Genomic DNA, 23169 nt, shown 5'->3' with positions numbered 1-23169 from the left:
CTGGCGCCTTATTGGCGCGGCGGCATGGACAGCAATGCCGCCGCGCCGCGGTTTGCCAGTGCCGCCAGGTAAGCGGCAAGGCGGGCGGCAAGGGGCGCGGGCCACGGCGTGGTGCCAAAGACGGCGGCATGGCCGAGCGCCTGGCGCGCGGCATCGGCGTCGCAGCCTGCGCTGCGCAGGCGATCGGCCAATGCCGCGGCGCCGGGGTCGCTGATCGCAAGTACCTCGCCGCAGTCGCTGCGGCCGGTTCGCAGGTAATGCAGCCACATCGCCAGCGCACGCTCAAGGAATGGCCGTTCGACGCCCGCGCTGCAGCTTTCGCGCAAGGCGGGCAGCCAGCGCACGGGGATCTTCTGCGTGCCATCCGTCGCGATCTGTGCGGTCAGGTGGGCGAGGGCGGTATTCTCGAAGCGATGCAGCAGTTCGCGACAGTAGCGGTCGACGTCATAGCCTGGCGGCGCCGCAACAGTGGCGCGCAAGTCTTGCATTACGCCCCGCGCGAATGCGGCGGCAGCGGGATTCGCCATGACGTCTGCGATGCTGGAAAATCCGCCAAGCTGACCGGCATAGGCCATTGCCGAATGGGTGCCGTTGAGCAGGCGCAGCTTCATCGCCTGGTAAGGCCGGACATCGGTCGTCAGCAGCGCGCCACCGGCTTCCCATGCGGGCCGTGGTCCCGCGAAACGGTCTTCGATGACCCATTGCGTGAAGGGCTCGCACACGACGGCGGCTTCGTCGCGCACGCCGAGCAGCCGGCTGGCCAGGTCGAGCGATGCTGTGCTGGCGGCCGGCACGATCCGGTCGACCATTGAATTGGGCAGTGCGATCTCGTCCTCGATGCGCCGTGGCAGGTTTGGATCGGACAGTTCCGCGAACTGTGCAAGCAGCCGACGCAAGGTGTCGCCGTTGCCCGCCATGTTGTCGCAGCACACCACGCTGAGCGGGGCGCCGCGCGGCCGGCGGCGTATGCCCGCCGCAAGGATGCCGAGGGTGCTGCGGGGGCGCTCCGGGTTGGCCAGGTCGTGGCGGATGTCTTCATCGCCGAGGTCGAGCCCGGTCGTTGACGGGAGCTGGCTGTAACCCTTCTCGGTCACGGTGCTGGTGACGACGCTGACCGCCGGGTCAGCGATGGCGTCGATTACCTGCTTCAGGGCCTGTGGCGCATACAGCGACGCAACCACGGCACCGACGATCCGTGTGTGGCTGGCATCGCCATGACGCTCGGTGACCGAATAGAGATGGTCCTGGGCTTGCAGCGTGTTGCCCGTGGCGGGGCTGCGCAAGCTGACGCCGATGATTCCCCACCGGGTATCGCCCTGCGCCAGGGCGGCTTCGGTGTACAGCGCCTGGTGGGCGCGGTGGAATGCACCCAGACCCAGATGCACGATGCCCCGGCCCAGGCCGGAGCGATCGTAGCGAGGACGCTCGACCCCGGCACGCACCTTGAGAAGGGCTTCTTGTGAGAGGCGCTGATGGCGTGCTGCCGTGGCGGAAATGGGCTGCATATCGATATAGGATCACATTTCTCTGGTTACTGCCATGGTAGTGCGGCGGTGTTGTGCACTGTAGTCGCGAGTATTTGGCGAATCCATGCGGGTTTACGCCGAACCATTGGGAAAATGGCGACGTGCTACCATGGCAGTGACACTCAAATAACCGACCCCAAATGCGCGCCTCCCGTATCTCGCTTGTCCGCGAAAATTCCCAGGAAGCCTTCAATGCCGAAGAGGTCCTGACCCGTGCGCTGGCTGGATTCCAGCTGGAAAAGGACCGCTCCTACACCGCCCAGGTCCATGCGATGTTGCAGCGAGCCATCGTGCGCGGCACGCTGCCCCCGCGCATGGCGCTGTCGGAGGCGGCGATCTCCCAGGCAATCGAGGTCAGCCGCACGCCGGTACGTGAAGCGCTGGCCATGCTGGCAGACGAGCAGCTGGTGCAGATCTACCGGCAGGTCGGCACCATCGTTGCGCCGGTGCGCACTTCGCTGATCGAAGAGGGACGCTTCGTGCGCTGCACGCTGGAATGCGCCAATCACGTGCAGCTGGCGCTGTCCATCACGAGCGAGCAACTGGCGGAGTTCGGCAGCATCGTCGAGCGCCAGCGCGCCGCCGTCGCCGGCAACCAGACCGACTTGTTCTCGGAGCTGGATGAGCTGATGCACCGCAGGCTGTTCGAGTTTGCGGGCCGGCACAACGTCTGGGCCATGCTCGAGCCCATCAAGCGGCATTTCGACCGGGTGCGCTGGCTGCTGCTGGGCCGGGTGGCCGACCACGCCAGCCGCGCGCTGCAGGAGCACGAGCAGATGCTGGCGCAGATGGCGGCACGCGATGTCGCGGGCCTCGGGGCCAGCGTCGCTTCGCATATCAACCACATCACCGAGCACCTCCAGGCGTTGCGCAAGCAGGCGCCGGAGAGCTATTTCACTGACTGACCTCGCGGGGGAAGGCGACTTGAAGATCGAATCGGTACAAACCATTGTCACCTGTCCGGGGCGCAACTTTGTCACGGTCAAGGTGATGACGGATGAAGGCGTCCATGGCCTGGGCGATGCCACGCTCAACGGGCGGGAACTGGCGGTCCAGGCCTATCTGGACGAGCACGTGATTCCGTGCCTGATCGGGCGCGATCCCCGCAACCTCGAGGACATCTGGCAATACCTGTATCGCGGCGCCTACTGGCGCCCCCCCCCCCCCCCCCCCCCCCCCCCGGCCCGGTCACGATGACCGCCATCGCAGCCATTGACATGGCCTTGTGGGATATCAAGGGCAAGCTGGCCGGCATGCCGGTGTACCAGTTGCTGGGCGGCAGAAGCCGGTGGGGGCTGATGGTGTATGGCCATGCCAACGGGCGCGACCACGCCGAGGCCGTGGAGGCCGTGCAGCGTCATGTGGAGCAGGGCTACAAGGCCATCCGCGTGCAGTCCGGCGTGCCCGGCCTGGGCAAGGTGTATGGCGTGGGCAAGGGTGGCGGGCATTATGAGCCCGCCGAGAAAGGCCTGCCGTCGGAAGAGCCCTGGGATACTTCGCTCTACCTGCGCCATACGCCTGAACTGTTCCGCAAGGTGCGCGACGCCGTGGGTTTCGGGCCCCACCTGCTGCACGACGCCCACCATCGCCTGACGCCGATCGAGGCCGCGCGGCTCGGCAAGGCGCTAGAGCCCTTCAGCCTGTTCTGGCTGGAAGACGCCACGCCGGCAGAGAACCAGGAGGCGTTCCGGCTGATCCGCCAGCACACCACCACGCCGCTGGCCGTGGGGGAAGTCTTCAACTCGGTCTGGGACTGCAAGACGCTGATCAGCGAGCAACTGGTCGACTACATCCGCGCCACCATCGTGCACGCGGGAGGCATCACCCATGTGCGGCGCATCGCGGATTTTGCGGCCATGTACCAGGTGCGTACTGGGTTCCATGGGGCGACCGACCTGTCGCCGGTGTGCATGGCGGCCGCGGTCAACTTCGGGCTGTGGGCGCCCAACTTCGGCATCCAGGAACTGATGCCGCACAGCGAACTGACTGATGCGGTCTTTCCCCACAACTACCGCTTTGAAGACGGCTACCTGGTCATGGACGAGGTGCCGGGCCTTGGTGTCGATATCGACGAAGCACTGGCCGCAAAGTATCCCTACGAACGTGCCTACCTGCCGGTTGCGCGGCTGGCGGATGGCGCGATGTGGCACTGGTAGCCGGAGTTTCCGATGCTTAGCATTGTTGTCGAAGAACCCAACAGCATGGCCGTATGCGAGCGGCCAATGCCGGAGCCCGCTGCCGGCGAGGTGCGCGTACGCGTGCGCTATGCCGGCATCTGCGGTTCCGACCTGCATATCTTCCGCGGTCACAATCCGTTCGTGGCGTATCCGCGCGTCATCGGCCACGAGTTCGTCGGCACCATCGATGCCGTGGGTGCCGGGGTGGATGCGTCGCGCATCGGCCAGCGCGTGGTGGCGGATCCGGTCATCAGTTGCGGACAATGCCACGCATGCCGGATCGGCCGCCAGAACGTGTGCAGCCGGCTCCAGGTGATCGGGGTGCATCGCGACGGAGGCTTCAGCGAGTACGCCTGCGTGCCGGCCGGCAATGCCTATGTGATTCCGGACGGCATGCCCGAAGCCAGCGCTTCGGTGATCGAGCCGTTTGCCGTGGCTGCCAATGTCACGCACCGCACCGGCGTGCTTGCGCAGGATGTGGCATTGATCTATGGCGCGGGGCCGGTCGGGCTCAACCTGATGCAGGTACTCAAGCGCGTCCATGGCATCCGCGCCTTCATCACGGATCACCTCGACGAGCGCCTGGCGCTAGCGCGGCAATGCGGTGCGGGAGAGGACGAAGTCATCAACACCGCGCGCGAGCCCCTCGAACAGGCGCTGGCGGCGCGAGGCGTGGAAGGCGGTCCGACACTGATCTTCGATGCCGTATGCCATCCGGCCATCCTGGAGGAGGCCGTGCGCATTGCGGCACCGGCCGGGCGTATCGGGGTATTGGGCTTTTCGCCGACGCCATCGGCGATCCCGCAGCAGGAACTCACCAGGAAGGAATTGACGCTGTATGCCTCGCGGCTTAACTGCGCGATGTTCCCGACGGTGATTGACTGGATCGCGAAAGGCCTGGTCAATCCCGGGAAAATTGTCACGCACCACGTCGATTTTCGCGATGTTGCCGGCGCGTTTGCACTGGCCGAGGGCAATCCGGGCAAATGCTGCAAGGTGCTGCTTGACTTTGGCCATGGTGGCTGACATGGCGGATTTCGGGCTCATCGGGATTCCTCACGCAGGTGAGTTGCCGGGCGTACGGCGCAACTTGCATAACCTGGCCCAGCGTTCGGCCGCCAAGCGGCAGGCGGATCGTCGCGAGCTGGAACAGACGTTGGCGCGGCTCACAGGGCGGGGTGTCTGAAGCGTCGACGACCCTTGCGTAATCAGCAGGTGGCGCTTGACGCGCATTCTCTCTTCGTTCACCTTATGTCCCCGGCAGGGCCGGCGTCCCATTGCGGCGCCAGGCTTTGTGCGGCGATCGCGCCAGCGCAGCCCGCGGCCGAACAACAAATGGTGACCAAAGGGAGACCATCGCAATGAGCAAGCTACTGCTCGGACCCGTGCTGTCGTTTCGTGGCCTCGGAACGGATGGCTCATGGAAGGTGACGGCGCTCATCGGCATCGAAGATCAAGCCAGGGTTCCTCCGGTCACCGTGGAGGGCCGCAAGGCCGGCAAGCCGGTGATCCTGCTGCAGCATGCGGGCCACACCTATCTGCGCTACGACTTGTCCTGCAAGCTGCGCAAGAACGAACGGCGGGTACCGTACAGCATCGAAGGTGTCGGGGAAGCGTGGCACTTTACCGTGCCCGGCAAGGGCTACGCGCCGCGCATGGCCTATGTTTCGTGCAACGGATTCTCCGACCCGAGCGGCATGCGCAAGCTGGTCAAGGCTGAGAATGCGGTTTGGGCGGACTTGCTGTGCAACCACGACAAGGACATCCGTCCGGCAGGCTATGAGCTGGACAAGGAGCAGCTCTGGCACGAGGCGCGTACCCATGACCAGGGCAACCAGCGCTTCCATCTGATGCTGATGGGCGGCGACCAGATCTACTTCGATTCGATCTGGGAAGACCTCAAGCTGCTGAAGCGCTGGATCGGGTTGACGCGCGAGGAGCAGCTGCAGTACCCGGTGGACGCTGACCTCGAGAAGGAAATCGAGGACTACTATTTCAAGCACTACAGCGAGCGCTGGCTGCCTCATGCAAGGTCAGGGTGGGGTAGCGCAGACAAGCCGCTCGATGCTGCCCAGGCCATGGCACGGATCCCCACGGTGATGATGTGGGATGGCCATGACATCTTCGACGGCTGGGGTTCCTATAGCTCCGAGATGCAGCGCAGTCCGTTGTTCCAGCGGCTGTTCTTCCATGCGCGCCGGGCCTTCTGGGTGTTCCAGATGCAGCATGCTGTCGAGCAGCTTCCCGACCTGGTGCCGCGCACTGACGTCAGGGTCCGGTCTGACGATCCATTGTTCGAACCGGTCAAGTGGTCTCAGGTGCTGTCCGGCGACAAGCTTGCGCTGCCGTTGCTGGACGAGCAGCCGGGGTTCACGTTCGCGCATTCGGCTGGCCCAGTCAGCGTGATCGTTGCCGACCTGAGGACCGAACGATCCCAGGAACAGGTGCTTGGACCCGGTACCTGGGGCGCACTGCAGCGGTGGCTGTCGGGGATCGAGTCGGGCGATGCCGCCAGCCCCGGCGGCATCAATTGCCAGCATCTGCTGCTGATGTCTTCCGTGCCCGTGGTGCATCCCAAGCTGTCGCTGGCCGAAGCCTTCCTGGACAACTTTGGCCAGGATCATGTGCTCGACAGCAGTGCCGATGACCTCAAGGACCACTGGACCCACGACGACCACGAGGGCGAGAGGAAGCGCCTGGTGGAGACCTTGCTCAAGACCGCCAGCCAGAAGCAGCTGCGGGTCACGATCATCTCTGGCGATGTCCATGTCGCGGCCTGGGGTGTCGCCTGCAGAAAAGATGTGGGGCCGAAGGACAACTGGGCGCAGATACAGCAGCTGACCAGTACTGCCGTGGTGCATCCCTCGCTGGTCGGGGTCATGGAGCGTCTGTTCTTCCATGTGCTGAACAACGTCGCTCAGTCGAAGCAGGCGCTTGATGTCAACCTGTCCGCGGAAATGATGCTCTTCCCCGGATCCAACCGGTACGTGATGCCGGCCAGGAACTGGCTTGCGATCGAGTTGGACCGGGGCACGGACAACCCGAACGGCTGCAAGCTGTGGGCGACGTGGCGGTGCGAGACCAAGGCGGCGTTCACCAATCACCTGCTGGCTACCGATCCGGTGAACTTATAATCTGGATCGAGTCAGAGAGTAGGGCGGGGCGGTGTGCTCAGGCATGCGTGCCCATGCCTCGCCGATTCAAACCCCATCCGCGGAGGATTCATACCATGCGCCATTGATGCCGCCGTCTGCATGACGGCCAGTCTCCACCGCCCCCAAGCAGGGGGAGTTCCTGGCATCCCTGGAATCCCGCATGTCAAATCCCAAGCTGACGCTGGAAAGCGTTTCCTACGTCCTGCCCGACGGCCGGACGCTCTTCTCTGAACTGTCCGAGCAATTCGACGATCGTCCCACCGGCCTGGTCGGGCGCAACGGTATCGGCAAGTCCGTGCTGGCACGTATCCTGGGCGGGGAGCTGGAGCCCTCCGCGGGGCGTTGCGTGCGGTCGGGCAGCGTGCATTACCTGTCCCAGCAGGCCGCGCATGCCGTGCAGACGTCGGTGGCCGGGCTGGCTGGCGTGCAATCGATGCTGGATGCGCTGCAGCGCATCGAGGCCGGCAGCGCCGCGGCGCAAGACTTCGATGACGTCGGCGAGCACTGGAACATGCCGCAACGGTTGCGGCAGGAGCTGGAGCGCTATGGCCTGGGCCACCTCCAGGCGCACACCCCGGCGAGCACCCTGAGCGGCGGCGAAGCCATGCGCGTGGCACTGATCGGTGCGTTGCTGTCGGATGCCGATTTCCTGATCCTCGACGAACCCAGCAATCATCTGGACCGGCCGAACCGGCTGGCGCTGATCGCGCAATTGCAACGCTGGCAGCGCGGCCTGCTGGTGGTCAGCCATGACCGGCAGTTGCTTGAGGGCATGGCGCGCATCGTCGAGCTGTCGTCGCTCGGACTGCGCAGTTATGGCGGCGGCTATTCGTTCTATGCGCAATGCAAGGCGCAGGAGCGCGAGAACGCCTTGCAGCAGCTGGATCAGCGCAAGCTCGAACGCAAGCGGGAAGAGCAGTCGCTGCGTGCGCAGCGTGAGCGCCAGGAGCGGCGGCAGGCCCGTGGCAACCGGCAGGCGCGCGATGCCAACCAGGCCAGCATCCTGCTGGGCCGGCAGAAGGAGCGCAGCCAGGCCTCGGCGGGCAGGCTGCGCCTGCAGCAGGCCGCCACGCGCGAAGCGCTCGATGCGCGCCTGCGCGACGCCGCGCAACAGGTGGAGGACGATGCCGCGATCGTATTGCTCGCGTTGCCTGTCAGTCAGGCCGCGCAACGCCGCGTGGCTGAACTGGACGAGGTCGACCTGCCGTTCGTGCCGGCCGCCACGCGCCGCATCAGCCTGATGCTGACGGGCCAGCAGCGCGTGGGCGTCGTCGGCCCCAATGGCTGCGGCAAATCCACCTTGCTCAAGCTGCTGGCCGGCCAGTTGCAGCCGCTTGCCGGCCGCTGCGCGGTGCATGCCGAGCGCGCCTATCTCGACCAGCAACTGGCCGGCCTGCTGCCGCAGCGCTCAACCATCGAACAGATGCTGGCCGCCAACCACACCGCCGGGGAGGCGGCATTGCGCACGCGGCTGGCGCTGCTGGATCTCGATGCGCAGAAGGCCACCGCGCCCAGCGGCCTGCTCAGCGGCGGCGAGCGCCTGAAGGCCGCGCTGGCTTGTACCTTGTATGCCGATCCGCCGGCACAGCTGCTGTTGTTCGATGAACCCAGCAACCACCTGGACCTGCCGTCCGTGCAGGCGGTGGAGACGATGCTGCGCGGCTATCAGGGCGCATTGGTGGTGGTTTCCCACGACGATGTGTTCATGGGCAGCCTGGGGCTGACCCATCGCCTGGCGGCAACGCCGGACGGGTGGAAGCTGGAACCCTGGTAGGCGGTCTATTTATACCCGGATGATATTGACATCGTATTTTATCCGGGTAATATTCGGAAATCGTCTCCCAGGGGCATCCGCATGACCAACGCAACGCTTCACAGCTACACCACCTTCGACGGCCACCGGCGTATCGCCACGGGCCCGCTGCAAGCCAATGCGCTGGCGCTCAAGCGTGCGCTGGAAGCCGGCGCGGGCGGACCCGTGCTGGTTTTCGACGACGGCACCGGGCGCTCGATCGACCTGGATACGAGCGGGACGGAGGCCGCCGTACTTGAGCGCACGGCAGAGCGCGCCGCGCAGCTCGAAGCCGTGCGGCAGCCCGCCGGCGACAACGACGAAGCAGCGGACGTGGCCGAGCCCCGGGGCCGCGGGCGCCCGAAGCTTGGCGTGGTGTCGCGCGAGGTGACGCTGCTGCCGCGCCATTGGCAATGGCTGGCCGCCCAGCCAGGCGGGGCATCGGTGGCCCTGCGCAAGCTGGTCGAGCAGGCGCGCCGGGACCACGCGGACAAGGACCGCAGCCGCCGCGCCAGCGAACGGGCCTACCACTTCATGGTGGCGATGGCGGGAGATTTGCCCGGCTTCGAGGAAGCCACGCGGGCCTTGTTCGCGGGCGATGTGGCGGGCTTTGCGCAGCGGCTCGAGGCATGGCCGGCGGATATCCGCGAGCACGCGATGCGCCTTGCGGACAGCAACGCCTGAACGGCTCCGCGGGCCTGGTCAGATGCCGCCCAGCAGGTCATGCGCATCCACAATCGCATAGGCGATCTCGGGATGCTCTTCCATGCTGCGGCGGATGGCGGCTGGGATCGACTGGCGGATCTTGCGGCACAGGCCGGGCTGCTCCTGCACCTGGATGCTGATGCCGCGTACCGTGCGAACGCCGCGCGCGCTGGGGGTGATGGTGAGCACGATGCCCAGCTGGGTCTGCATCAGGCTTTCCATGCGCTGCAATTCAGCCAGGCTGGTCAGGCGCTCAAGCCGTTCGACCAGCCGCTTTTCCTCGGCCCGGGTGAGCCGCAGCACGCGCAAGTCGGCGTTGGGGTCACTCAGCAAGGCCTCGCGCCCGCAGATACAGGCGCCGGGCGGGCATTCCGTGCGAAGAGGGAACGGCGCGTTCATGTGGGGCGCGGCCACAAGGCCGCAAGATAGCGGGGACGATGACCGGATATGTTAATTCAGGTTGCCGGTCGCCGGTTGCCCGTTGCGGGCACGCCATCTTTCCCGCAGGCCCTCAGGTCTTCCCTCTGGCAATGTCTGGTTGCGCGGGCATGGTTCAGTCCAGCTGCTCGATATGGGCCGACGTAATCGGGGCACGCCACTTGTCGGTCTCGGCATCGATCAGCTGCCGGAGCTGCGCGGGCGAGCCGCCGGCAGGCTCGGCGCCCAGCGCGGCGCCTGTTTGCCGAGGTCGAGCAGGTCTATAGCGGCGTACAGCGCGTCAACGACCTGGCTGCGGCGTGCCCACGCGCGTCGACTACCGCAGCGTCACCTTCGACGAACTGGTCGGCATTTTCCTGAGCGGTCGGGCCGACGTCGGCGTGTCGATGGTGCCGGCGGGGCATCCGACGCTGTCGTCCACGCTGCTCGGGCGCCAGCCGATGCTGTGCGTGTTGCCGCCGGACCATCCGCTCGCGGGCCGCGAGGTGGTGACGCCGGAGGATGTTGCCGGCAGCGCGTGGATCGGCTATCCGCCCGACACGCCGCTGGGCCGTGCGCTGGCCGGCTTCTTCGGCGACAGCGACAGCGGCGCCCCCGCCATCGAGGTGCATTCGCCGGTCACGGCATGCGCCTTTGTGCAGCAGGGCCTGGGGCTGGCGCTGGTGGATGCGTGGAGCGTGACGCCGGCCATGCGCGCGGCGCTGGCGGTGCGGCCGGTGTTGCCCGCGGTCGGCCTGGAAATCTGCGCGACCCATTCCGGCCTGGCGCCGCTGCCATTGGCGGGGCGCCGCTTCCTGGCCTCGATCGGTAAAGTGCTACGCGACATCCAGCCGCCTGCCGCGTGCGCGCAGGGGTAATCCGGCAGCAAATGCCGATCCGGTCTATGCTCGCGGCAGCGGTGCGGCCCGACGGCCCCCGACCACAGGAATTTCCAACCAAGGCCTGCACAGGAGACCCCATGGCACTCTCGATGTACGAAGTCTCGATTCCCTTGTTCATCCGCGCGCTCGGCAATCTCGCCGCGATCCTGGACAAGGGCGCGGCCCACGCCCAGGCGCAGGGCATGGACCCGGCCGACCTGATCCAGACCCGCCTGATCGCCGACATGGATGCGCTGCCGGCACAGGTGCAGCGCGCCAGCGACGCCGCCAAGGGCTGCGCCGCGCGGCTGGCAGGCATCGAGGTGCCTTCGTTCGCCGATACCGAAACCACCTTTGCCGAACTGCGGGACCGCATCGCCCGCACCATCGGGTTCCTGGAGCAGGTCACGCCTGAGCAGCTGGAAGGCAGCGAGCAGCGCGCGATCGAGCTGAAGCTGCGCCAGGGGCCGATGACATTCGACGGCAAGTCCTACCTGCTGGGTTTTGCGCTGCCCAACTTCTATTTTCACGTGACCACGGCCTATGACATCCTGCGCCACAAGGGCGTGCAGATTGGCAAGCGCGACTACCTGGGGCTGAAGTAAGAAGCCGAGCGGGGCCAGTAGGAAAAAGCCGGGCGCGGATCCCGGCTTTTTCATTGTCGAACAGCAGCTTGGGCGGCAGCCGCCGGTCAGCGCGGTCAGCGCGGTCAGCACCGGGGCGCCGATGGCGGCCCTTTGCAGCAAAACCGGGTGATCTGCAGGAGATATTTGCCGCGCGCCTGGCCGGCGGCCGGGACCGCATCCCGCCAGCCTCTAAGCGGAAACCCTGACCCCTCTGGTATACTTGCTTTACGTCCGGACCGGCCGGACGCAGCCTGCGACAGGCCACAGGCGGTTCCTCCGGCAGTGCCCGGAGCCATGCACGGAAAACCCGGTGCACACCGCCCGCGCTGCCAGCCATGCGGCGCCGATCCGGGAGCCCGAGCCCAGATCCGTGATACTTGTTATCCGGCCTTTGCCCAATACCTGTTGAAACCCCGGCCAGCCCAAGGGCGGCCGAATGCCCGTTAACGGTCCCCAAACGGTGCCAGAGAGACCCCCACGCATGACTTACGCCGTCAAGGAAATCTTCTATACGCTGCAGGGCGAAGGCGCCAACGCCGGCCGCGCCGCGGTGTTCTGCCGCTTTGCCGGCTGCAACCTGTGGAGCGGCCGCGAAGAAGACCGCGCCAGCGCGGTGTGCCAGTTCTGCGATACGGATTTCGTCGGCACCGATGGCACGCGCGGCGGCAAGTACCGCACGGCCGAGGAACTGGCCGCAGTGGTCGCGTCGGAATGGCCGCAGGGCGCCGGCGGCCAGCCGCTGGTGGTCTGCACCGGGGGCGAGCCGCTGCTGCAACTGGACGCGCCGCTGATCGACGCGCTGCATGCGCAGGGCTTCGAGATTGCGATCGAAACCAACGGCACCATCGCCGTGCCGCCGGGCATCGACTGGGTCTGCGTCAGCCCCAAGATGGGCTCGGAACTGGTGGTCACGCGTGGTGACGAGCTCAAAGTCGTGATCCCGCAGGAGGGCCAGGACTTTGCCGCATACGAGCAGCTTGATTTCCGCCATTTCCTGGTGCAGGCCATGGATGGCCCGCTGGCGAGGGAAAATACCGCCGCCGCGGTGGCGTTCTGCCAGCGCCATCCGCGCTGGCGGCTGTCGCTGCAGACTCACAAGCTGCTCGGCATCCGCTGAGCGGCGCGGCATCCACGGTATCGACAGGTCGCCCAACGGGCGGCAAAACGTACACAATACAGGCTTCGGACGCGCGCGCAGTGTCCGTCCCAACGCAGGCGGCCGGCACCGGCGCCGGTACACATGAGCAAACAAGTTTCCATTACCCGCCGGCTGGAGTTCGACTCCGGCCACCGCATCCCGAACCACTGCGGCCAGTGCCGCAATATCCACGGACACCGCTACCGGCTGGACCTGACGCTGTCGGGCGAGGTCCTGCACCGCGAGGGCGCGTCGGATGACGGCATGATCCTGGACTTCGGCGACATCAAGGCGCTCGCCAACGAGCACCTGGTCAACAAGTGGGACCATGCCTTCCTGATCTACCGTGGTGACACCGCGCTGCTGAACTTCCTGCAATCGATGGAAGGGCACAAGACCGTGGTGCTGGACGCGATCCCGACGGTCGAGAACCTGGCCCAGGTTGCCTTCGACATCCTGGCGCCGGTGTTCAAGGACTGCTTCGGTCACCACCTGCAGCTGACCAGGCTGGTGCTGTTCGAAACGCCCAACTGCTGGGCGGAAGTGAGCGCGCCCGCGGTGCTGCCGGCGCAGGACTGAGCGGGGACGATGCCAGAGACGCCACCGCTGCCGTTGCGCGCGCTGCGCGCCCTGCCTGAAGACCCGGCCGAGGCTGCCGAGCGCGACGCGCGTTACATGCGCGCCGCGCTGGAAGAAGCCCGCCTGGCCGAAGCCGCTGGCGAAGTGCCGGTGGGCGCGGTGGTGGTCTGGAACGACACCATCATCGCGCGCGGCCACAACCTGCCGATCCGCTCGGTGGACCCGTCCGCCCATGCCGAGATGCAGGCGCTGCGCGCCGCCGCCCAGGTGATCGGCAACTACCGCATGCCCGAGTGCGAGCTGTACGTGACGCTGGAACCGTGCGTCATGTGCAGCGGCGCGATCCTGCACGCGCGGCTGCGCCACGTGGTGTTCGGTGCAGCCGATCCCAAGACCGGCGCCGCCGGCAGCGTGCTCAACCTGTTCGAGCAGGCGCAGCTCAACCACCAGACCACCATTGCCGGCGGGGTGCTGGCCGACACCTGCGGCCAGATGCTGAAGGATTTCTTCGGCGCGCGCCGCCGGGCGCAGAAAGCCGCGCAGAAGGCCGCACAGCAGGACGCCGCCGCGCCTGTCACCGATCCCGACAAGAACAACGACACCGAAGCATGAGCACGCCGAACAGCAGGCCGCCGCATACCGAAGTCCGACTGATCGCCTCGTCCGGGTATCCGCACGACGTCGCCATTGCCGCGCGCGGCTGTGCCTGGCTCAAGCATCATGGCTACCACATGACCAACCCCGACGTGCTGGCGCGGCGCTACCTGCGCTTTGGCGGCACGGATGCGGAGCGGCTGGCCGACCTGCACGCCATCGGCACTGGCGCGCCGCACGAGCTGACGCTGGCGGTGCGCGGCGGCTATGGCATCGCGCGGCTGCTGGCGCAAGTCGACTTTGCCCGCATCGCCGCGCAGGCCAGCGCCAGCGGCACGCCCATCGTCGGCCACAGCGACTTCACCGCGTTCCAGCTGGCCTGCCTGGCGGCGACGGGTGCCGTCACCTTTGCGGGGCCGATGCTGCTGGCGGATTTTGGTGCCGAGGTGGTGGATCCCTTCATGTGGGAGCATTTCGAAGGCATCCTGCGCAACCCGGCGTACAGCGTCGATGTCGCGGCGCCGCAGTCGGGCGGACAACCGTTCTCAGGCAGCGTGGAAGGCACGCTCTGGGGCGGCAACCTGGCCATGCTGTGCAGCCTGCTGGGCACGCCTTTCATGCCGCAGGTGGAGGGCGGGGTGCTGTTCCTGGAAGACATCAACGAGCCACCGTACCGGGTGGAGCGCATGCTGATCCAGCTGCAGCAGGCCGGCGTGCTGGGCGCGCAGCGCGCCATCGTGCTGGGCGATTTCTCCAATTACCGCGTCACCGACTACGACAACGGCTACGACATGGACGCAGTGGTGGCCTACCTGCGCGACCAGTTGCCGGTGCCGGTGCTGACCGGGCTGCCGTTCGGCCACTGCGCGCGCAAGCTGACGCTGCCGGTCGGCGCCCAGGTGCGGCTGGCCGCACGTGCGGATGGCTTCAGCATGGCGTTTTCCGGCTATCCGGTGCTGCCGCCACTGGCCTGACCGGCCGCATCGTCCGATGCCGCGCATCCGGGTGCAAGGAATGCGTCCGGATGATAGAATGTGCGGTTATTTCCTGACTTCCTGCCGGGTTCTCGCATGAACCGGGCGCGGCCCGTGCCGCATCGCCAGCCATGGCCGCCGGATGACTCCGGGCCAGCGCGATGCATCTCCGGCAAGGCCCGTCCCTGAGCGGCATGGGGTGCGCCTCGTGTGCAAAACCGGCAAGCCGCGGCCAGCGCCGCGGCGCCACAATCTCCAGACAAGGTTCAAGACGTGCTTTCTACCGCAAACATCACCATGCAGTTCGGCCCCAAGCCGTTGTTCGAGAATATCTCGGTCAAATTCGGCGAGGGCAACCGCTACGGCCTGATCGGCGCGAACGGTTGCGGCAAGTCCACCTTCATGAAGATCCTGGGCGGCGACCTGGAACCGTCGTCGGGCAACGTCATGCTGGAGCCGGGCGTGCGTCTGGGCAAGCTGCGCCAGGACCAGTTCGCCTATGAAGACATGCGCGTGCTGGACGTGGTGATGATGGGCCACACCGAGATGTGGGCCGCCGCGCAGGAGCGCGACGCCATCTACGCCAACCCGGAAGCGACCGACGAAGACTACATGAAGGCCGCCGAGCTGGAGGCCAAGTACGCCGAATACGACGGCTACACCGCCGAGGCCCGTGCCGGCGAACTGCTGCTGGGCGTGGGCATCCCCACCAGCCAGCACCAGGGCACGATGAGCGACGTCGCCCCCGGCTGGAAGCTGCGCGTGCTGCTGGCGCAGGCACTGTTCTCGAACCCGGACGTGCTGCTGCTGGACGAGCCGACCAACAACCTGGACATCAACACGATCCGCTGGCTGGAGACCGTGCTCAACGAGCGCAACTCCACCATGATCATCATTTCCCACGATCGCCACTTCCTGAACTCGGTCTGCACCCACATGGCCGACATGGACTACGGCACGCTCAAGGTCTACCCGGGCAACTACGACGACTACATGGAAGCGTCGATGCAGGCCCGCGAGCGCCAGGTTGCCGCCAACGCGCGCGCCAAGGAGCGCATCAGCGAGCTGCAGGACTTCGTGCGCCGCTTCTCGGCCAACAAGTCCAAGGCCCGCCAGGCCACCTCGCGCGCCAAGCAGATCGAGAAGATCAAGGTCGACGACATCAAGCCGTCGTCGCGCCAGAACCCGTTCATCCGCTTCGAGTTCGAGAAGAAGCTGCACAACCTGGCCGTGGAAGTGGAGAACATCACCAAGACCTACGACCGCAAGATCATCGACGGCCTGTCGCTGGCGATTCAGGCCGGCGAGCGCGTGGCGATCATCGGCGAGAACGGCGCGGGCAAGACCACGCTGCTGCGCAGCCTGCTCAACGGCGCGGTGCAGACCGGCGTGCAGCGCGGCGTGGAAGTGGACCGCGGCACGGTCAAGTGGGCCGAGAACGCCAACGTCGGCTACATGCCGCAGGATACCTACGAGGAATTCCCGGACAACCGCGACGTGATGGACTGGATGAGCCAGTGGACGCAGGCCGGCGACGACGAGACCTCGCTGCGCGGCACGCTGGGCCGCCTGCTGTTCTCGGCCGACGACATCAGGAAGTCGGTCAAGGTGCTGTCCGGCGGCGAGAAGGGCCGCATGATCTGGGGCAAGCTGATGCTGGGCCGCCACAACGTGCTGGCCATGGACGAGCCGACCAACCACATGGACATGGAGTCGATCGAATCGCTGCAGATCGCGCTGGACAAGTTCACGGGCACACTGATCTTCGTTTCGCACGACCGCGAGCTGATCAGCGGGCTGGCGACGCGCGTGATCGAAGTGCGCACCGACGGCACGCTGACGGACTACCTGGGTACGTATGACGAGTACCTGCAGTCGCAGGGTATCGACGGCTGAGCGTCGGGACGTTGACGATGAGAGAAGACCGCCTCCGGGCGGCCTTTTTCATTGGTGCGCCGGAATCTCAGCCGGCGGCGATGCGATCTGTGATCTGGTCGAGCTGGCTCGTGATGGCACGCGCGGTGATGTCGCCCTTGGCCTTGAGCAGTGCCGCATGCAGCGGTTCGCGCAGCGCCAGCAGGGCGGGCAGGTCGGTGGCCCTTTCGACCTTCACCTGCAGCATGTAGCCGCGCAGGCCGAGATGCTGCCCGATCACGTCGGTATAGAAGTGATACAGGCTCTCGAAGGCCGCGATGTCGGCGGGCGAAGGGGCCGCGGTATCGGTCGGTTGCGGCGTCTCGGGCACCTCGGGGGCGCGTGCGTGCCGCATTGCATACACGGAGAACATATTGGTGTCGGCGGCAGCCGTGACCCGCGCCGGTGCCTGTGCCGGTGCCACCGCAGCGGGCGGCCGTGCCGGCTCCGGGACGGCTTCGACCAGCCCTTGTGCCACCAGTGTGTCGATGGCCTCGGGTGCCACCCCCATGCCGGCCACCTGCGCCAGCAATTCCTGCCCGCGGCGCTCGCCGTTGACCATCAGCAGCAGCGCGCGCAGCTTGTGGTCAAGCTTGCGTGCACGCGTCCGGATCTCGTCCTGTCCCGCATCCGTCTTGCGGTAGATCGGATCGACCATGTCTCACCCCTTGTTATGTCCGACCGCCTTTGGCTAGAGTCCCTGTCAGGTGGTGCGGCCGATTATCGCCACCTTCTTGCCCGGAGCGGTATGCGCGGCTTTCCGCGGCGCAAAAACATAGTCCCGAATCCGCTCTACAATGTGCGTGCACCATAAAAGTAACAAAAAATTGCAATCGCCAATTCACCAAACCGAGAACTGTGGCCATGCAACAACGAGACAAACTCTTTATTAACGGCAAGTGGGTCGCTCCCCACGGCAACGGCACGATCGACGTCATCCATTCCGCCACCGAGGCGGTGATGGGCACCATCCCCGAAGGCTCGGCGCGCGACGCCGAGGATGCCATCCAGGCGGCCCGCGCGGCCTTCGACAGCTGGTCGGCCACGCCGCCGGCGGTGCGTGCCGGCTATATCGCCAAGATCGCCGAAGGCCTGAAGGCGCGCAGCGAAGAGCTGGCCCAGCTGATCGCCGGCGAAGTCGGCATGCCGATCAAGCTGGCGCGCGCGATCCAGGTGGGCGGGCCGGTCTACAACTGGGGCCAGGCCGCCAAGCTGCTGGACGGTTTCCGCTTCGAGGAAGAGGTCGGCAACTCCCTGGTGGTGCGCGAGCCCGTGGGCGTGGTGGGTGCCATCACCCCGTGGAACTACCCGCTCAACCAGATCACGCTCAAAGTGGCGCCGGCCCTGGCCGCCGGCTGCACCGTCGTGCTCAAGCCCTCCGAGGTGGCGCCGCTCAATGCCTTCGTGCTGGCCGAGGTGATCGAGGCCGCCGGCCTGCCGCCGGGCGTGTTCAACCTGGTGACCGGCTATGGCCCGGTGGTGGGCGAGGTGCTGGCCAGCCACCCGGAAGTCGACATGGTGTCGTTCACGGGTTCGACCCGCGCCGGCAAGCGCGTGTCGGAACTGGCCTCGCAGACCGTCAAGCGCGTGGCGCTGGAGCTGGGCGGCAAGTCCGCTTCGGTGATCCTGGACGACGCCGACTTGCCGTCGGCGGTAAAGGGCACCATCAATGCCTGCTTCCTGAATTCCGGCCAGACCTGTTCGGCGCATACCCGCATGCTGGTGCCGCGGGCCCGTTACGATGAAGTGAAGGCGATCGCGCAGAAGGTGGTCGAGGGCTTTACCGTGGGCGATCCGCTGCAGGAAGCCAGCAAGCTGGGACCGCTGATCTCCGCGGTGCAGAAGGACCGCGTGACCGGCTATATCCGCCGGGGCCTGGAAGAGGGTGCCGAGCTGGTAGCTGGCGGTCCGGACACCCCGGAAGGGCTGGACAAGGGCTTCTTCGTCAAGCCGACCGTGCTCGGCAACGTGGAGCCGCGTGCCACCGTGGCGCAGGAAGAGATCTTCGGGCCGGTGCTGTCGATCATCTGCTATGACACCGAGGAAGACGCGGTGCGCATCGCCAATGACAGCATCTATGGCCTGGGCGGCGGGGTCTGGTCCGGTGACGAGGCACGCGCGATCCGCGTGGCGCGCCGCATCCGCACCGGGCAGGTCGATATCAACGGCGGCCCGTTCAATATGCAGGCGCCGTTTGGCGGCTACAAGCAGTCCGGCAACGGACGCGAAGCGGGCAAGTACGGCCTGGAGGAATTCCTGGAGTACAAGTCGCTGCAGCTGAAGAAGCCGGCGGCCTGATGCGGCGCTGAGCGGCGTTGATGCAATATGGGAAATGCCCGGCTGGCCCGGGCATTTTTTCGTGCGGATAATGTGCGGAAAACACGCACAACATAACGAGAGTCATTGGGGGAGCAACGATGCGCTGGTTTGGTCGGCTGACCAGGTTTGTGGCGGGGCTGCTGGTGCTGGCGGTGGCCGGCGCTGCCGCGGCCCTGGTCTGGTATCGCCATGCGGCGCAGCCGCCTGCATCCGGCCAGGAAGCGCTGGCGGGTTTGCGCGGCCAGGTCACGGTCGTGCGCGACGGCCATGGCGTGCCGCATATCCGCGCCGCCAGCAAGGCGGACGCCTGGTTCGCGCTGGGCTACGTCCATGCACAGGACCGGCTGTGGCAGATGCAGATGAACAAGCGCGTCGTGGCAGGCCGGCTTGCGGAGATCCTGGGACCGTCCGCGCTCGATACCGACAAGTTCCTGCGCACGCTGGGCGTGCGCCGCAATGCCGAGGCCATCCTGGCGCAGGCCTCGCCCGAGACCCGTGCCGCGCTGCAGGCCTATGCCGACGGCGTCAATGCCTGGATCGACCATCGCAAGGGCCCGCTGCCGCCTGAATTCCTGCTGTTGCGCGCGCAGCCCGAGCGCTGGGAGCCGGCCGATACGCTGGGCTGGCAGACCATGATGGCCTGGGACCTGGGCGGCAACTGGACCCAGGAAACCCTGCGCATGCGGCTGGCGCAAGTGCTGCCGGTGGCCCGCATCAGCGAGTTGCTGGCGCCGTATCCGGGCGAGCAGCCGGTGCGCACCATGGATTACGGCCATCTGTACCAGCAACTGGCACCGCTGGCGAATGCCATGGCCAGCGTCGGCGACAAGGCGCCGCCGGGTTATGTCGAGGGCATGGGCTCGAACAACTGGGTGGTGTCGGGCGCGCATACGCAATCGGGCAAGCCGATGCTGGCCAATGACCCGCACCTGGGGCTGCAGGCGCCCGCGCTGTGGTATTTCGCCAGGATGACGGCGCCCGGCCTGGACGTGGCCGGCGCCACGCTGCCCGGCATGCCGCTGGTGGTGCTGGGGCACAACGACCGCATCGCCTGGGGGCTGACCAATACCGCGCCCGACGTGCAGGACCTGTATATCGAACGGCTGCGCCCCGGCAACGACACCCAGTATCAGACCCCGGACGGCTGGGCCGCATTCGAGACCCGCACCGAGACCATCCGCGTCAAGGGCGCCCCGGACGTGGTGCTGAAGGTCCGCGCGACGCGCCACGGCCCGGTGATTTCCGATGTGGCCGAGCCGCTTTCGGCTGCCGCAGGACCGCTGGGCGCACAGTATGTGGTGGCCTTCCAGTGGACCGCGCTGCGCCCGGACGACCGCACCTTCCAGGCGGGGCTGCGCATGAACGAGGCGCGCGACTGGGCCGGCTTCACGGCGGCGCTGCGCGACTTCCATTCGCCGCAGCAGAACATTGTCTATGCCGATGTCGACGGCAATATCGGCTTCTATGCACCCGGACGCGTGCCGCTGCGCCGGGCCGACAACGACCTCAAGGGGCTGGCGCCGGCGCCCGGCTGGGATGAGCGCTACGACTGGACCGGCTTTATTCCGTTCGAGGCACTGCCGCACCGCTACAACCCGGCCGACGGCGTGATCGTGACGGCCAACCAGCGCATCGTCGCACCGGACTACCCGTACTTCATCACCAGCGAATGGACCGTGCCGTATCGCTTTGACCGGATCAAGGCGCTGCTGGCGGCCACGCCCAGGCACAGCTTCGACAGCTTTGCGGCAATCCAGAAAGACGTGGTCTCGCTGGCCGTGCGCGATGCCTTGCCGCTGCTGCTGGCCGCGCCCGTCAGCCGCGATGCGGCGCGGCCCGAGCGCGAACGCGCCTTGCTGGAGGCGCTGCGCAAGTGGGACGGAAACATGGACCCGGTGCGCGCCGAGCCGCTGGTCGTCACCGCCTGGCTGCGCGAGCTGTCGCGGCGGCTGTTCGAAGAGAAGGCGGGCGAGGCGATCTTTGTCCGCCTGTGGGACCAGCGTAACGTGCAGCAGCCCATGCTCAACATCCTGCGCGATCCGCGCACGCTGGGCGCGTTCTGGTGCGACCGGCAGCATACGCGCGCGGCAGAGACCTGCGACGACGCCATCGCGGACGCCTGGACCCGGGCCATGGCGGACCTGTCGCGCCGCTACGGCGACGACGCCGCCCGCTGGCGCTGGGGCGAGGCGCACACGGCCCGCTCCGAGCACAAGCCCTTCGGCAAGGTGGCGTACCTGTCGCCGCTGTTCAACCTGCGCGTGCCGACCGGCGGCGATACCTATACGGTCAATGTCGGCCGCCACAACCTGCGCGACGACAAGGCGCCGTTCGAGAACACCCACGCGGCCAGCGTGCGTGCGCTATATGACCTGGCGGACCTGGAGGCGTCGCGGTTCATGGACTCCACCGGGCAGTCAGGCAACGCGCTGTTGCCGCGCTACCGCGACTGGGCCGGCAAATGGGCCGCGGTCGAGTACGTGACGATCCCGCCCGTGCCATCGCTGCCGCAGCAGGATGCGCCAGATGCGCTGATCCTGGTGCCGGCTGCGACCAAATAGCGCAGATTACGACATGCCGTGCTGAGAATGCTCGCAAATAGGCGAGATCCAGCCATGGTCTTCGCGGGGCGCAGCAATTGACGCTACCATGGGAACCCCTTTCGACCGGCAGGAGTCCCCGATGGCAACGCGTACCACCCATGTGATCCAGCACGTCGCATTCGAGCATGCGGGCGTGATCGGCAATGCCTTGCGCGCGCGCGGGCACGCGTTGCAGGTGTTCCAGGCCGGCGTCGATGACCTGGCACCCATCGCGGACAATCCGGCCGACCTGCTGCTGATCCTGGGCGGCCCCATCGGTGTCTATGAAACCGATGCCTATCCCTGGCTGGAGGCCGAGATCGCTCTGATCCGCCAACGCCTGGCGGCTGGCGGCAAGATGATCGGGGTTTGCCTGGGCGCGCAGCTGATCGCGCGTGCTGCCGGCGCGCGCGTCTACGCGGGCACGCGCGAGATCGGCTGGGCGCCGATTGCGCCTACGCCAGCGGGGCAGGATTCCGCGCTGGCAGAACTGGCTGCCGCCCACTGGGAGGTGCTGCACTGGCATGGCGATACCTTCGACCTTCCGCCCGGCGCGCAACTGCTGGCGTCCACTGCCGCGGTACAGAACCAGGCCTATGCCATCGGCAACCAGGTGCTGGCGCTGCAATTCCACCCCGAGGTCATGCCGCGCGATATCGAGGCCTGGCTGATCGGCCATACCGTCGAGCTGGCCAAGGCCGGCGTCGATCCGCGCACCATCCGCGCGCGTACTGCGGAAGTCGGTGCCACGGTGGCGGCCGCGGGCGAGCGCATGTTCGCGCGCTGGCTGGAGGAAGCCGGGCTATGAGCCAGCCGGCATTGCCCGTGCGCGCGGCGATCGGCGCCGTATTGACGGGGCAGGTACGCCCGTTCGGGCCAAAGGGCGTGCCCAGCGGCATCGCCAAGACCGCGGCTGGCGAGCGGATTCGCGTGACCGCGCTTGGACTCGAAGGCGACGGGCAGGGCGATCCGCGCCATCACGGTGGTCCGGAAAAGGCGCTGCACCACTACGCCTTCGATCATTACCCGGCGTGGCGCGAGGAACTGGCTGCGCAGGGCGCGCAAGGCAACGGTGTGCTCGACGTTGCGGGGGCCTTCGGCGAGAACCTGAGCACCACCGGGCTGACCGAGGCCTCCGTCTGCATCGGCGACCGCTTCCGCCTGGGCACGGCGCTGGTGGAGGTGTCGCAGGCACGACAGCCGTGCTGGAAGCTCAATCATCGATTCGGCTATGCAGGCATGTCGCGCGCCGTGCAGCAAAGCCTGCGCACCGGCTGGTACTACCGTGTACTGGAGACTGGCGACGTGGCGGCGGGCGATACGCTGGAACTGGTGGCGCGCCCCTGTCCGCGATGGTCGCTGCAGCGCCTGCTGCAGGTGCTGTATGTCGACCGGCTGGACTATGCCGCGCTTGCGGAAATGTCAGAGCTGGCACCGCTGGCCGAGAACTGGCGCAAGCTTGCGCGGCAGCGCGTGGAACGGCGCGAAATCGAAGATATGGAGCGGCGGCTGGCGGGCGGCTGAGCGCCGCCGCGTCAGCCCTGGCGGAACCGCTTCCCCGTGCCTTCGCGCGTAATGCGCTCCCAGACCACCTGCTTTTCCTCTTCGCTGAAGAACACCCAGTTGCTGACCTCGGCCGCGGTGCGGCCGCAGCCCTGGCAGATCTCGTCGAACAGCGTCGAGCAAATGCCGATGCAGGGGCTGTCCGGGCGCTCGGACAGCGTGGAATCCGTGGTGCCGTGATCCGGTTCGGGGCGGGGCGGGGCGGATTCTGAGGGCGACGGCATGGT

The 23169-nt window shown here is 66.9% G+C and carries 20 protein-coding genes and 1 pseudogene; 17 read left to right on the top strand and 4 right to left on the bottom strand.

Features of this window, described 5'->3' with window-relative positions; translation table 11 throughout:
- Window positions 1–8: 8 nt before the first annotated feature.
- Window positions 9–1505: a mannitol dehydrogenase family protein gene (locus AC3WRI_RS21950; protein ID WP_010809551.1), complete on the bottom strand. Its 1497-nt coding sequence runs from the start codon at window positions 1503–1505 to the stop codon at window positions 9–11.
- A 161-nt stretch (window positions 1506–1666) separates the two neighbouring features.
- Here AC3WRI_RS21950 and AC3WRI_RS21945 point away from each other — a divergent pair, with 161 nt between their 5' ends.
- From AC3WRI_RS21945 to AC3WRI_RS21920, 6 genes and pseudogenes are all read left to right on the top strand, one after another.
- Window positions 1667–2431: a GntR family transcriptional regulator gene (locus AC3WRI_RS21945; protein WP_011615407.1), complete on the top strand. Its 765-nt coding sequence runs from the start codon at window positions 1667–1669 to the stop codon at window positions 2429–2431.
- A gap of 19 nt (window positions 2432–2450) precedes the next feature.
- A pseudogene (gene manD, locus AC3WRI_RS21940) lies at window positions 2451–3682 on the top strand (D-mannonate dehydratase ManD).
- Between the two features lie 12 nt (window positions 3683–3694).
- Window positions 3695–4729 (top strand): Zn-dependent oxidoreductase, encoded by a 1035-nt coding sequence (locus AC3WRI_RS21935; RefSeq protein WP_058698645.1) that lies wholly within the window; start codon window positions 3695–3697, stop codon window positions 4727–4729.
- A gap of 329 nt (window positions 4730–5058) precedes the next feature.
- Window positions 5059–6837 carry an alkaline phosphatase D family protein gene (locus tag AC3WRI_RS21930; RefSeq protein WP_492294101.1) on the top strand — a complete coding sequence of 593 codons (1779 nt, stop codon included), beginning with the start codon at window positions 5059–5061 and terminating at the stop codon, window positions 6835–6837.
- A 181-nt stretch (window positions 6838–7018) separates the two neighbouring features.
- Window positions 7019–8632, top strand: coding sequence for an ABC-F family ATP-binding cassette domain-containing protein (locus AC3WRI_RS21925; RefSeq protein ID WP_492294076.1), 1614 nt, complete (start codon window positions 7019–7021; stop codon window positions 8630–8632).
- 81 nt (window positions 8633–8713) lie between these two features.
- The gene (locus AC3WRI_RS21920) at window positions 8714–9334 is read left to right on the top strand and encodes a DUF2239 family protein (RefSeq protein WP_011615401.1); all 621 of its coding nucleotides are present in this window, start codon (window positions 8714–8716) and stop codon (window positions 9332–9334) included.
- An 18-nt stretch (window positions 9335–9352) separates the two neighbouring features.
- Here the strand turns inward: AC3WRI_RS21920 and AC3WRI_RS21915 are convergent, their stop codons facing one another.
- Window positions 9353–9754, bottom strand: a complete 402-nt coding sequence (locus AC3WRI_RS21915) for a hypothetical protein (protein ID WP_010809543.1) — start codon at window positions 9752–9754, stop codon at window positions 9353–9355.
- Window positions 9755–10092: 338 nt separating this feature from the next.
- On the opposite strand from AC3WRI_RS21915, the gene AC3WRI_RS21910 reads away from it, so the two are divergent.
- The 7 genes from AC3WRI_RS21910 to AC3WRI_RS21880 all read left to right on the top strand — a co-directional run bounded on the left by AC3WRI_RS21910 (window position 10093) and on the right by AC3WRI_RS21880 (window position 16460).
- The gene (locus tag AC3WRI_RS21910) at window positions 10093–10650 is read left to right on the top strand and encodes a LysR substrate-binding domain-containing protein (RefSeq protein ID WP_011615399.1); all 558 of its coding nucleotides are present in this window, start codon (window positions 10093–10095) and stop codon (window positions 10648–10650) included.
- A 101-nt stretch (window positions 10651–10751) separates the two neighbouring features.
- Window positions 10752–11258, top strand: a complete 507-nt coding sequence (locus tag AC3WRI_RS21905) for a DUF1993 domain-containing protein (protein WP_011615398.1) — start codon at window positions 10752–10754, stop codon at window positions 11256–11258.
- A 502-nt stretch (window positions 11259–11760) separates the two neighbouring features.
- Window positions 11761–12396 carry a 7-carboxy-7-deazaguanine synthase gene (gene queE, locus AC3WRI_RS21900; protein WP_010809540.1) on the top strand — a complete coding sequence of 212 codons (636 nt, stop codon included), beginning with the start codon at window positions 11761–11763 and terminating at the stop codon, window positions 12394–12396.
- Window positions 12397–12519: 123 nt separating this feature from the next.
- Window positions 12520–12996 carry a 6-pyruvoyl trahydropterin synthase family protein gene (locus AC3WRI_RS21895; RefSeq protein WP_010809539.1) on the top strand — a complete coding sequence of 159 codons (477 nt, stop codon included), beginning with the start codon at window positions 12520–12522 and terminating at the stop codon, window positions 12994–12996.
- Window positions 12997–13005: 9 nt separating this feature from the next.
- Window positions 13006–13608, top strand: a complete 603-nt coding sequence (gene tadA, locus AC3WRI_RS21890; protein ID WP_010809538.1) for a tRNA adenosine(34) deaminase TadA — start codon at window positions 13006–13008, stop codon at window positions 13606–13608.
- Window positions 13605–14564 carry a muramoyltetrapeptide carboxypeptidase gene (gene ldcA / locus AC3WRI_RS21885; RefSeq protein WP_010809537.1) on the top strand — a complete coding sequence of 320 codons (960 nt, stop codon included), beginning with the start codon at window positions 13605–13607 and terminating at the stop codon, window positions 14562–14564. Before tadA ends, ldcA begins: the two co-directional genes overlap by 4 nt.
- 273 nt (window positions 14565–14837) lie before the next feature.
- Window positions 14838–16460, top strand: a complete 1623-nt coding sequence (locus AC3WRI_RS21880) for an ABC-F family ATPase (RefSeq protein WP_010809536.1) — start codon at window positions 14838–14840, stop codon at window positions 16458–16460.
- Window positions 16461–16527: 67 nt separating this feature from the next.
- On the opposite strand, the gene AC3WRI_RS21875 is transcribed toward AC3WRI_RS21880, so the two are convergent.
- Window positions 16528–17136: a hypothetical protein gene (locus AC3WRI_RS21875; RefSeq protein ID WP_492294074.1), complete on the bottom strand. Its 609-nt coding sequence runs from the start codon at window positions 17134–17136 to the stop codon at window positions 16528–16530.
- Between the two features lie 206 nt (window positions 17137–17342).
- On the opposite strand from AC3WRI_RS21875, the gene AC3WRI_RS21870 reads away from it, so the two are divergent.
- From AC3WRI_RS21870 to AC3WRI_RS21855, 4 genes are all read left to right on the top strand, one after another.
- The gene (locus AC3WRI_RS21870) at window positions 17343–18776 is read left to right on the top strand and encodes an aldehyde dehydrogenase family protein (RefSeq protein WP_010809534.1); all 1434 of its coding nucleotides are present in this window, start codon (window positions 17343–17345) and stop codon (window positions 18774–18776) included.
- Window positions 18777–18895: 119 nt separating this feature from the next.
- Window positions 18896–21358: a penicillin acylase family protein gene (locus AC3WRI_RS21865; protein WP_492294072.1), complete on the top strand. Its 2463-nt coding sequence runs from the start codon at window positions 18896–18898 to the stop codon at window positions 21356–21358.
- A gap of 121 nt (window positions 21359–21479) precedes the next feature.
- Complete coding sequence (locus AC3WRI_RS21860) at window positions 21480–22187, top strand: glutamine amidotransferase (RefSeq protein ID WP_454750475.1); 708 nt, start codon at window positions 21480–21482, stop codon at window positions 22185–22187.
- A complete protein-coding gene (locus tag AC3WRI_RS21855; protein WP_010809531.1) occupies window positions 22184–22903 on the top strand; it encodes an MOSC domain-containing protein in 720 nt (239 codons plus the stop codon). Before AC3WRI_RS21860 ends, AC3WRI_RS21855 begins: the two co-directional genes overlap by 4 nt.
- A gap of 11 nt (window positions 22904–22914) precedes the next feature.
- Here AC3WRI_RS21855 and AC3WRI_RS21850 read toward each other — a convergent pair whose 3' ends face one another.
- Complete coding sequence (locus tag AC3WRI_RS21850; protein WP_011615395.1) at window positions 22915–23166, bottom strand: DUF1289 domain-containing protein; 252 nt, start codon at window positions 23164–23166, stop codon at window positions 22915–22917.
- Between the last annotated feature and the right edge of the window lie 3 nt (window positions 23167–23169).

This window comes from Cupriavidus sp. FW305-27, assembly GCF_058787995.1.
This window is presented reverse-complemented; position numbering and strand designations above follow the sequence as displayed.

Bases quoted from the DNA above. Each gene is read 5' to 3' on its own strand.
- AC3WRI_RS21950 (WP_010809551.1), bottom strand. From the start codon at position 1,505: ATGCAGCCCATTTCCGCCACGGCAGCACGCCATCAGCGCCTCTCACAA.
- AC3WRI_RS21945 (WP_011615407.1), top strand. From the start codon at position 1,667: ATGCGCGCCTCCCGTATCTCGCTTGTCCGCGAAAATTCCCAGGAAGCC.
- AC3WRI_RS21935 (WP_058698645.1), top strand. From the start codon at position 3,695: ATGCTTAGCATTGTTGTCGAAGAACCCAACAGCATGGCCGTATGCGAG.
- AC3WRI_RS21925 (WP_492294076.1), top strand. From the start codon at position 7,019: ATGTCAAATCCCAAGCTGACGCTGGAAAGCGTTTCCTACGTCCTGCCC.
- AC3WRI_RS21920 (WP_011615401.1), top strand. From the start codon at position 8,714: ATGACCAACGCAACGCTTCACAGCTACACCACCTTCGACGGCCACCGG.
- AC3WRI_RS21915 (WP_010809543.1), bottom strand. From the start codon at position 9,754: ATGAACGCGCCGTTCCCTCTTCGCACGGAATGCCCGCCCGGCGCCTGT.
- AC3WRI_RS21905 (WP_011615398.1), top strand. From the start codon at position 10,752: ATGGCACTCTCGATGTACGAAGTCTCGATTCCCTTGTTCATCCGCGCG.
- queE (WP_010809540.1), top strand. From the start codon at position 11,761: ATGACTTACGCCGTCAAGGAAATCTTCTATACGCTGCAGGGCGAAGGC.
- AC3WRI_RS21895 (WP_010809539.1), top strand. From the start codon at position 12,520: ATGAGCAAACAAGTTTCCATTACCCGCCGGCTGGAGTTCGACTCCGGC.
- tadA (WP_010809538.1), top strand. From the start codon at position 13,006: ATGCCAGAGACGCCACCGCTGCCGTTGCGCGCGCTGCGCGCCCTGCCT.
- ldcA (WP_010809537.1), top strand. From the start codon at position 13,605: ATGAGCACGCCGAACAGCAGGCCGCCGCATACCGAAGTCCGACTGATC.
- AC3WRI_RS21875 (WP_492294074.1), bottom strand. From the start codon at position 17,136: ATGGTCGATCCGATCTACCGCAAGACGGATGCGGGACAGGACGAGATC.
- AC3WRI_RS21870 (WP_010809534.1), top strand. From the start codon at position 17,343: ATGCAACAACGAGACAAACTCTTTATTAACGGCAAGTGGGTCGCTCCC.
- AC3WRI_RS21865 (WP_492294072.1), top strand. From the start codon at position 18,896: ATGCGCTGGTTTGGTCGGCTGACCAGGTTTGTGGCGGGGCTGCTGGTG.
- AC3WRI_RS21860 (WP_454750475.1), top strand. From the start codon at position 21,480: ATGGCAACGCGTACCACCCATGTGATCCAGCACGTCGCATTCGAGCAT.
- AC3WRI_RS21855 (WP_010809531.1), top strand. From the start codon at position 22,184: ATGAGCCAGCCGGCATTGCCCGTGCGCGCGGCGATCGGCGCCGTATTG.
- AC3WRI_RS21850 (WP_011615395.1), bottom strand. From the start codon at position 23,166: ATGCCGTCGCCCTCAGAATCCGCCCCGCCCCGCCCCGAACCGGATCAC.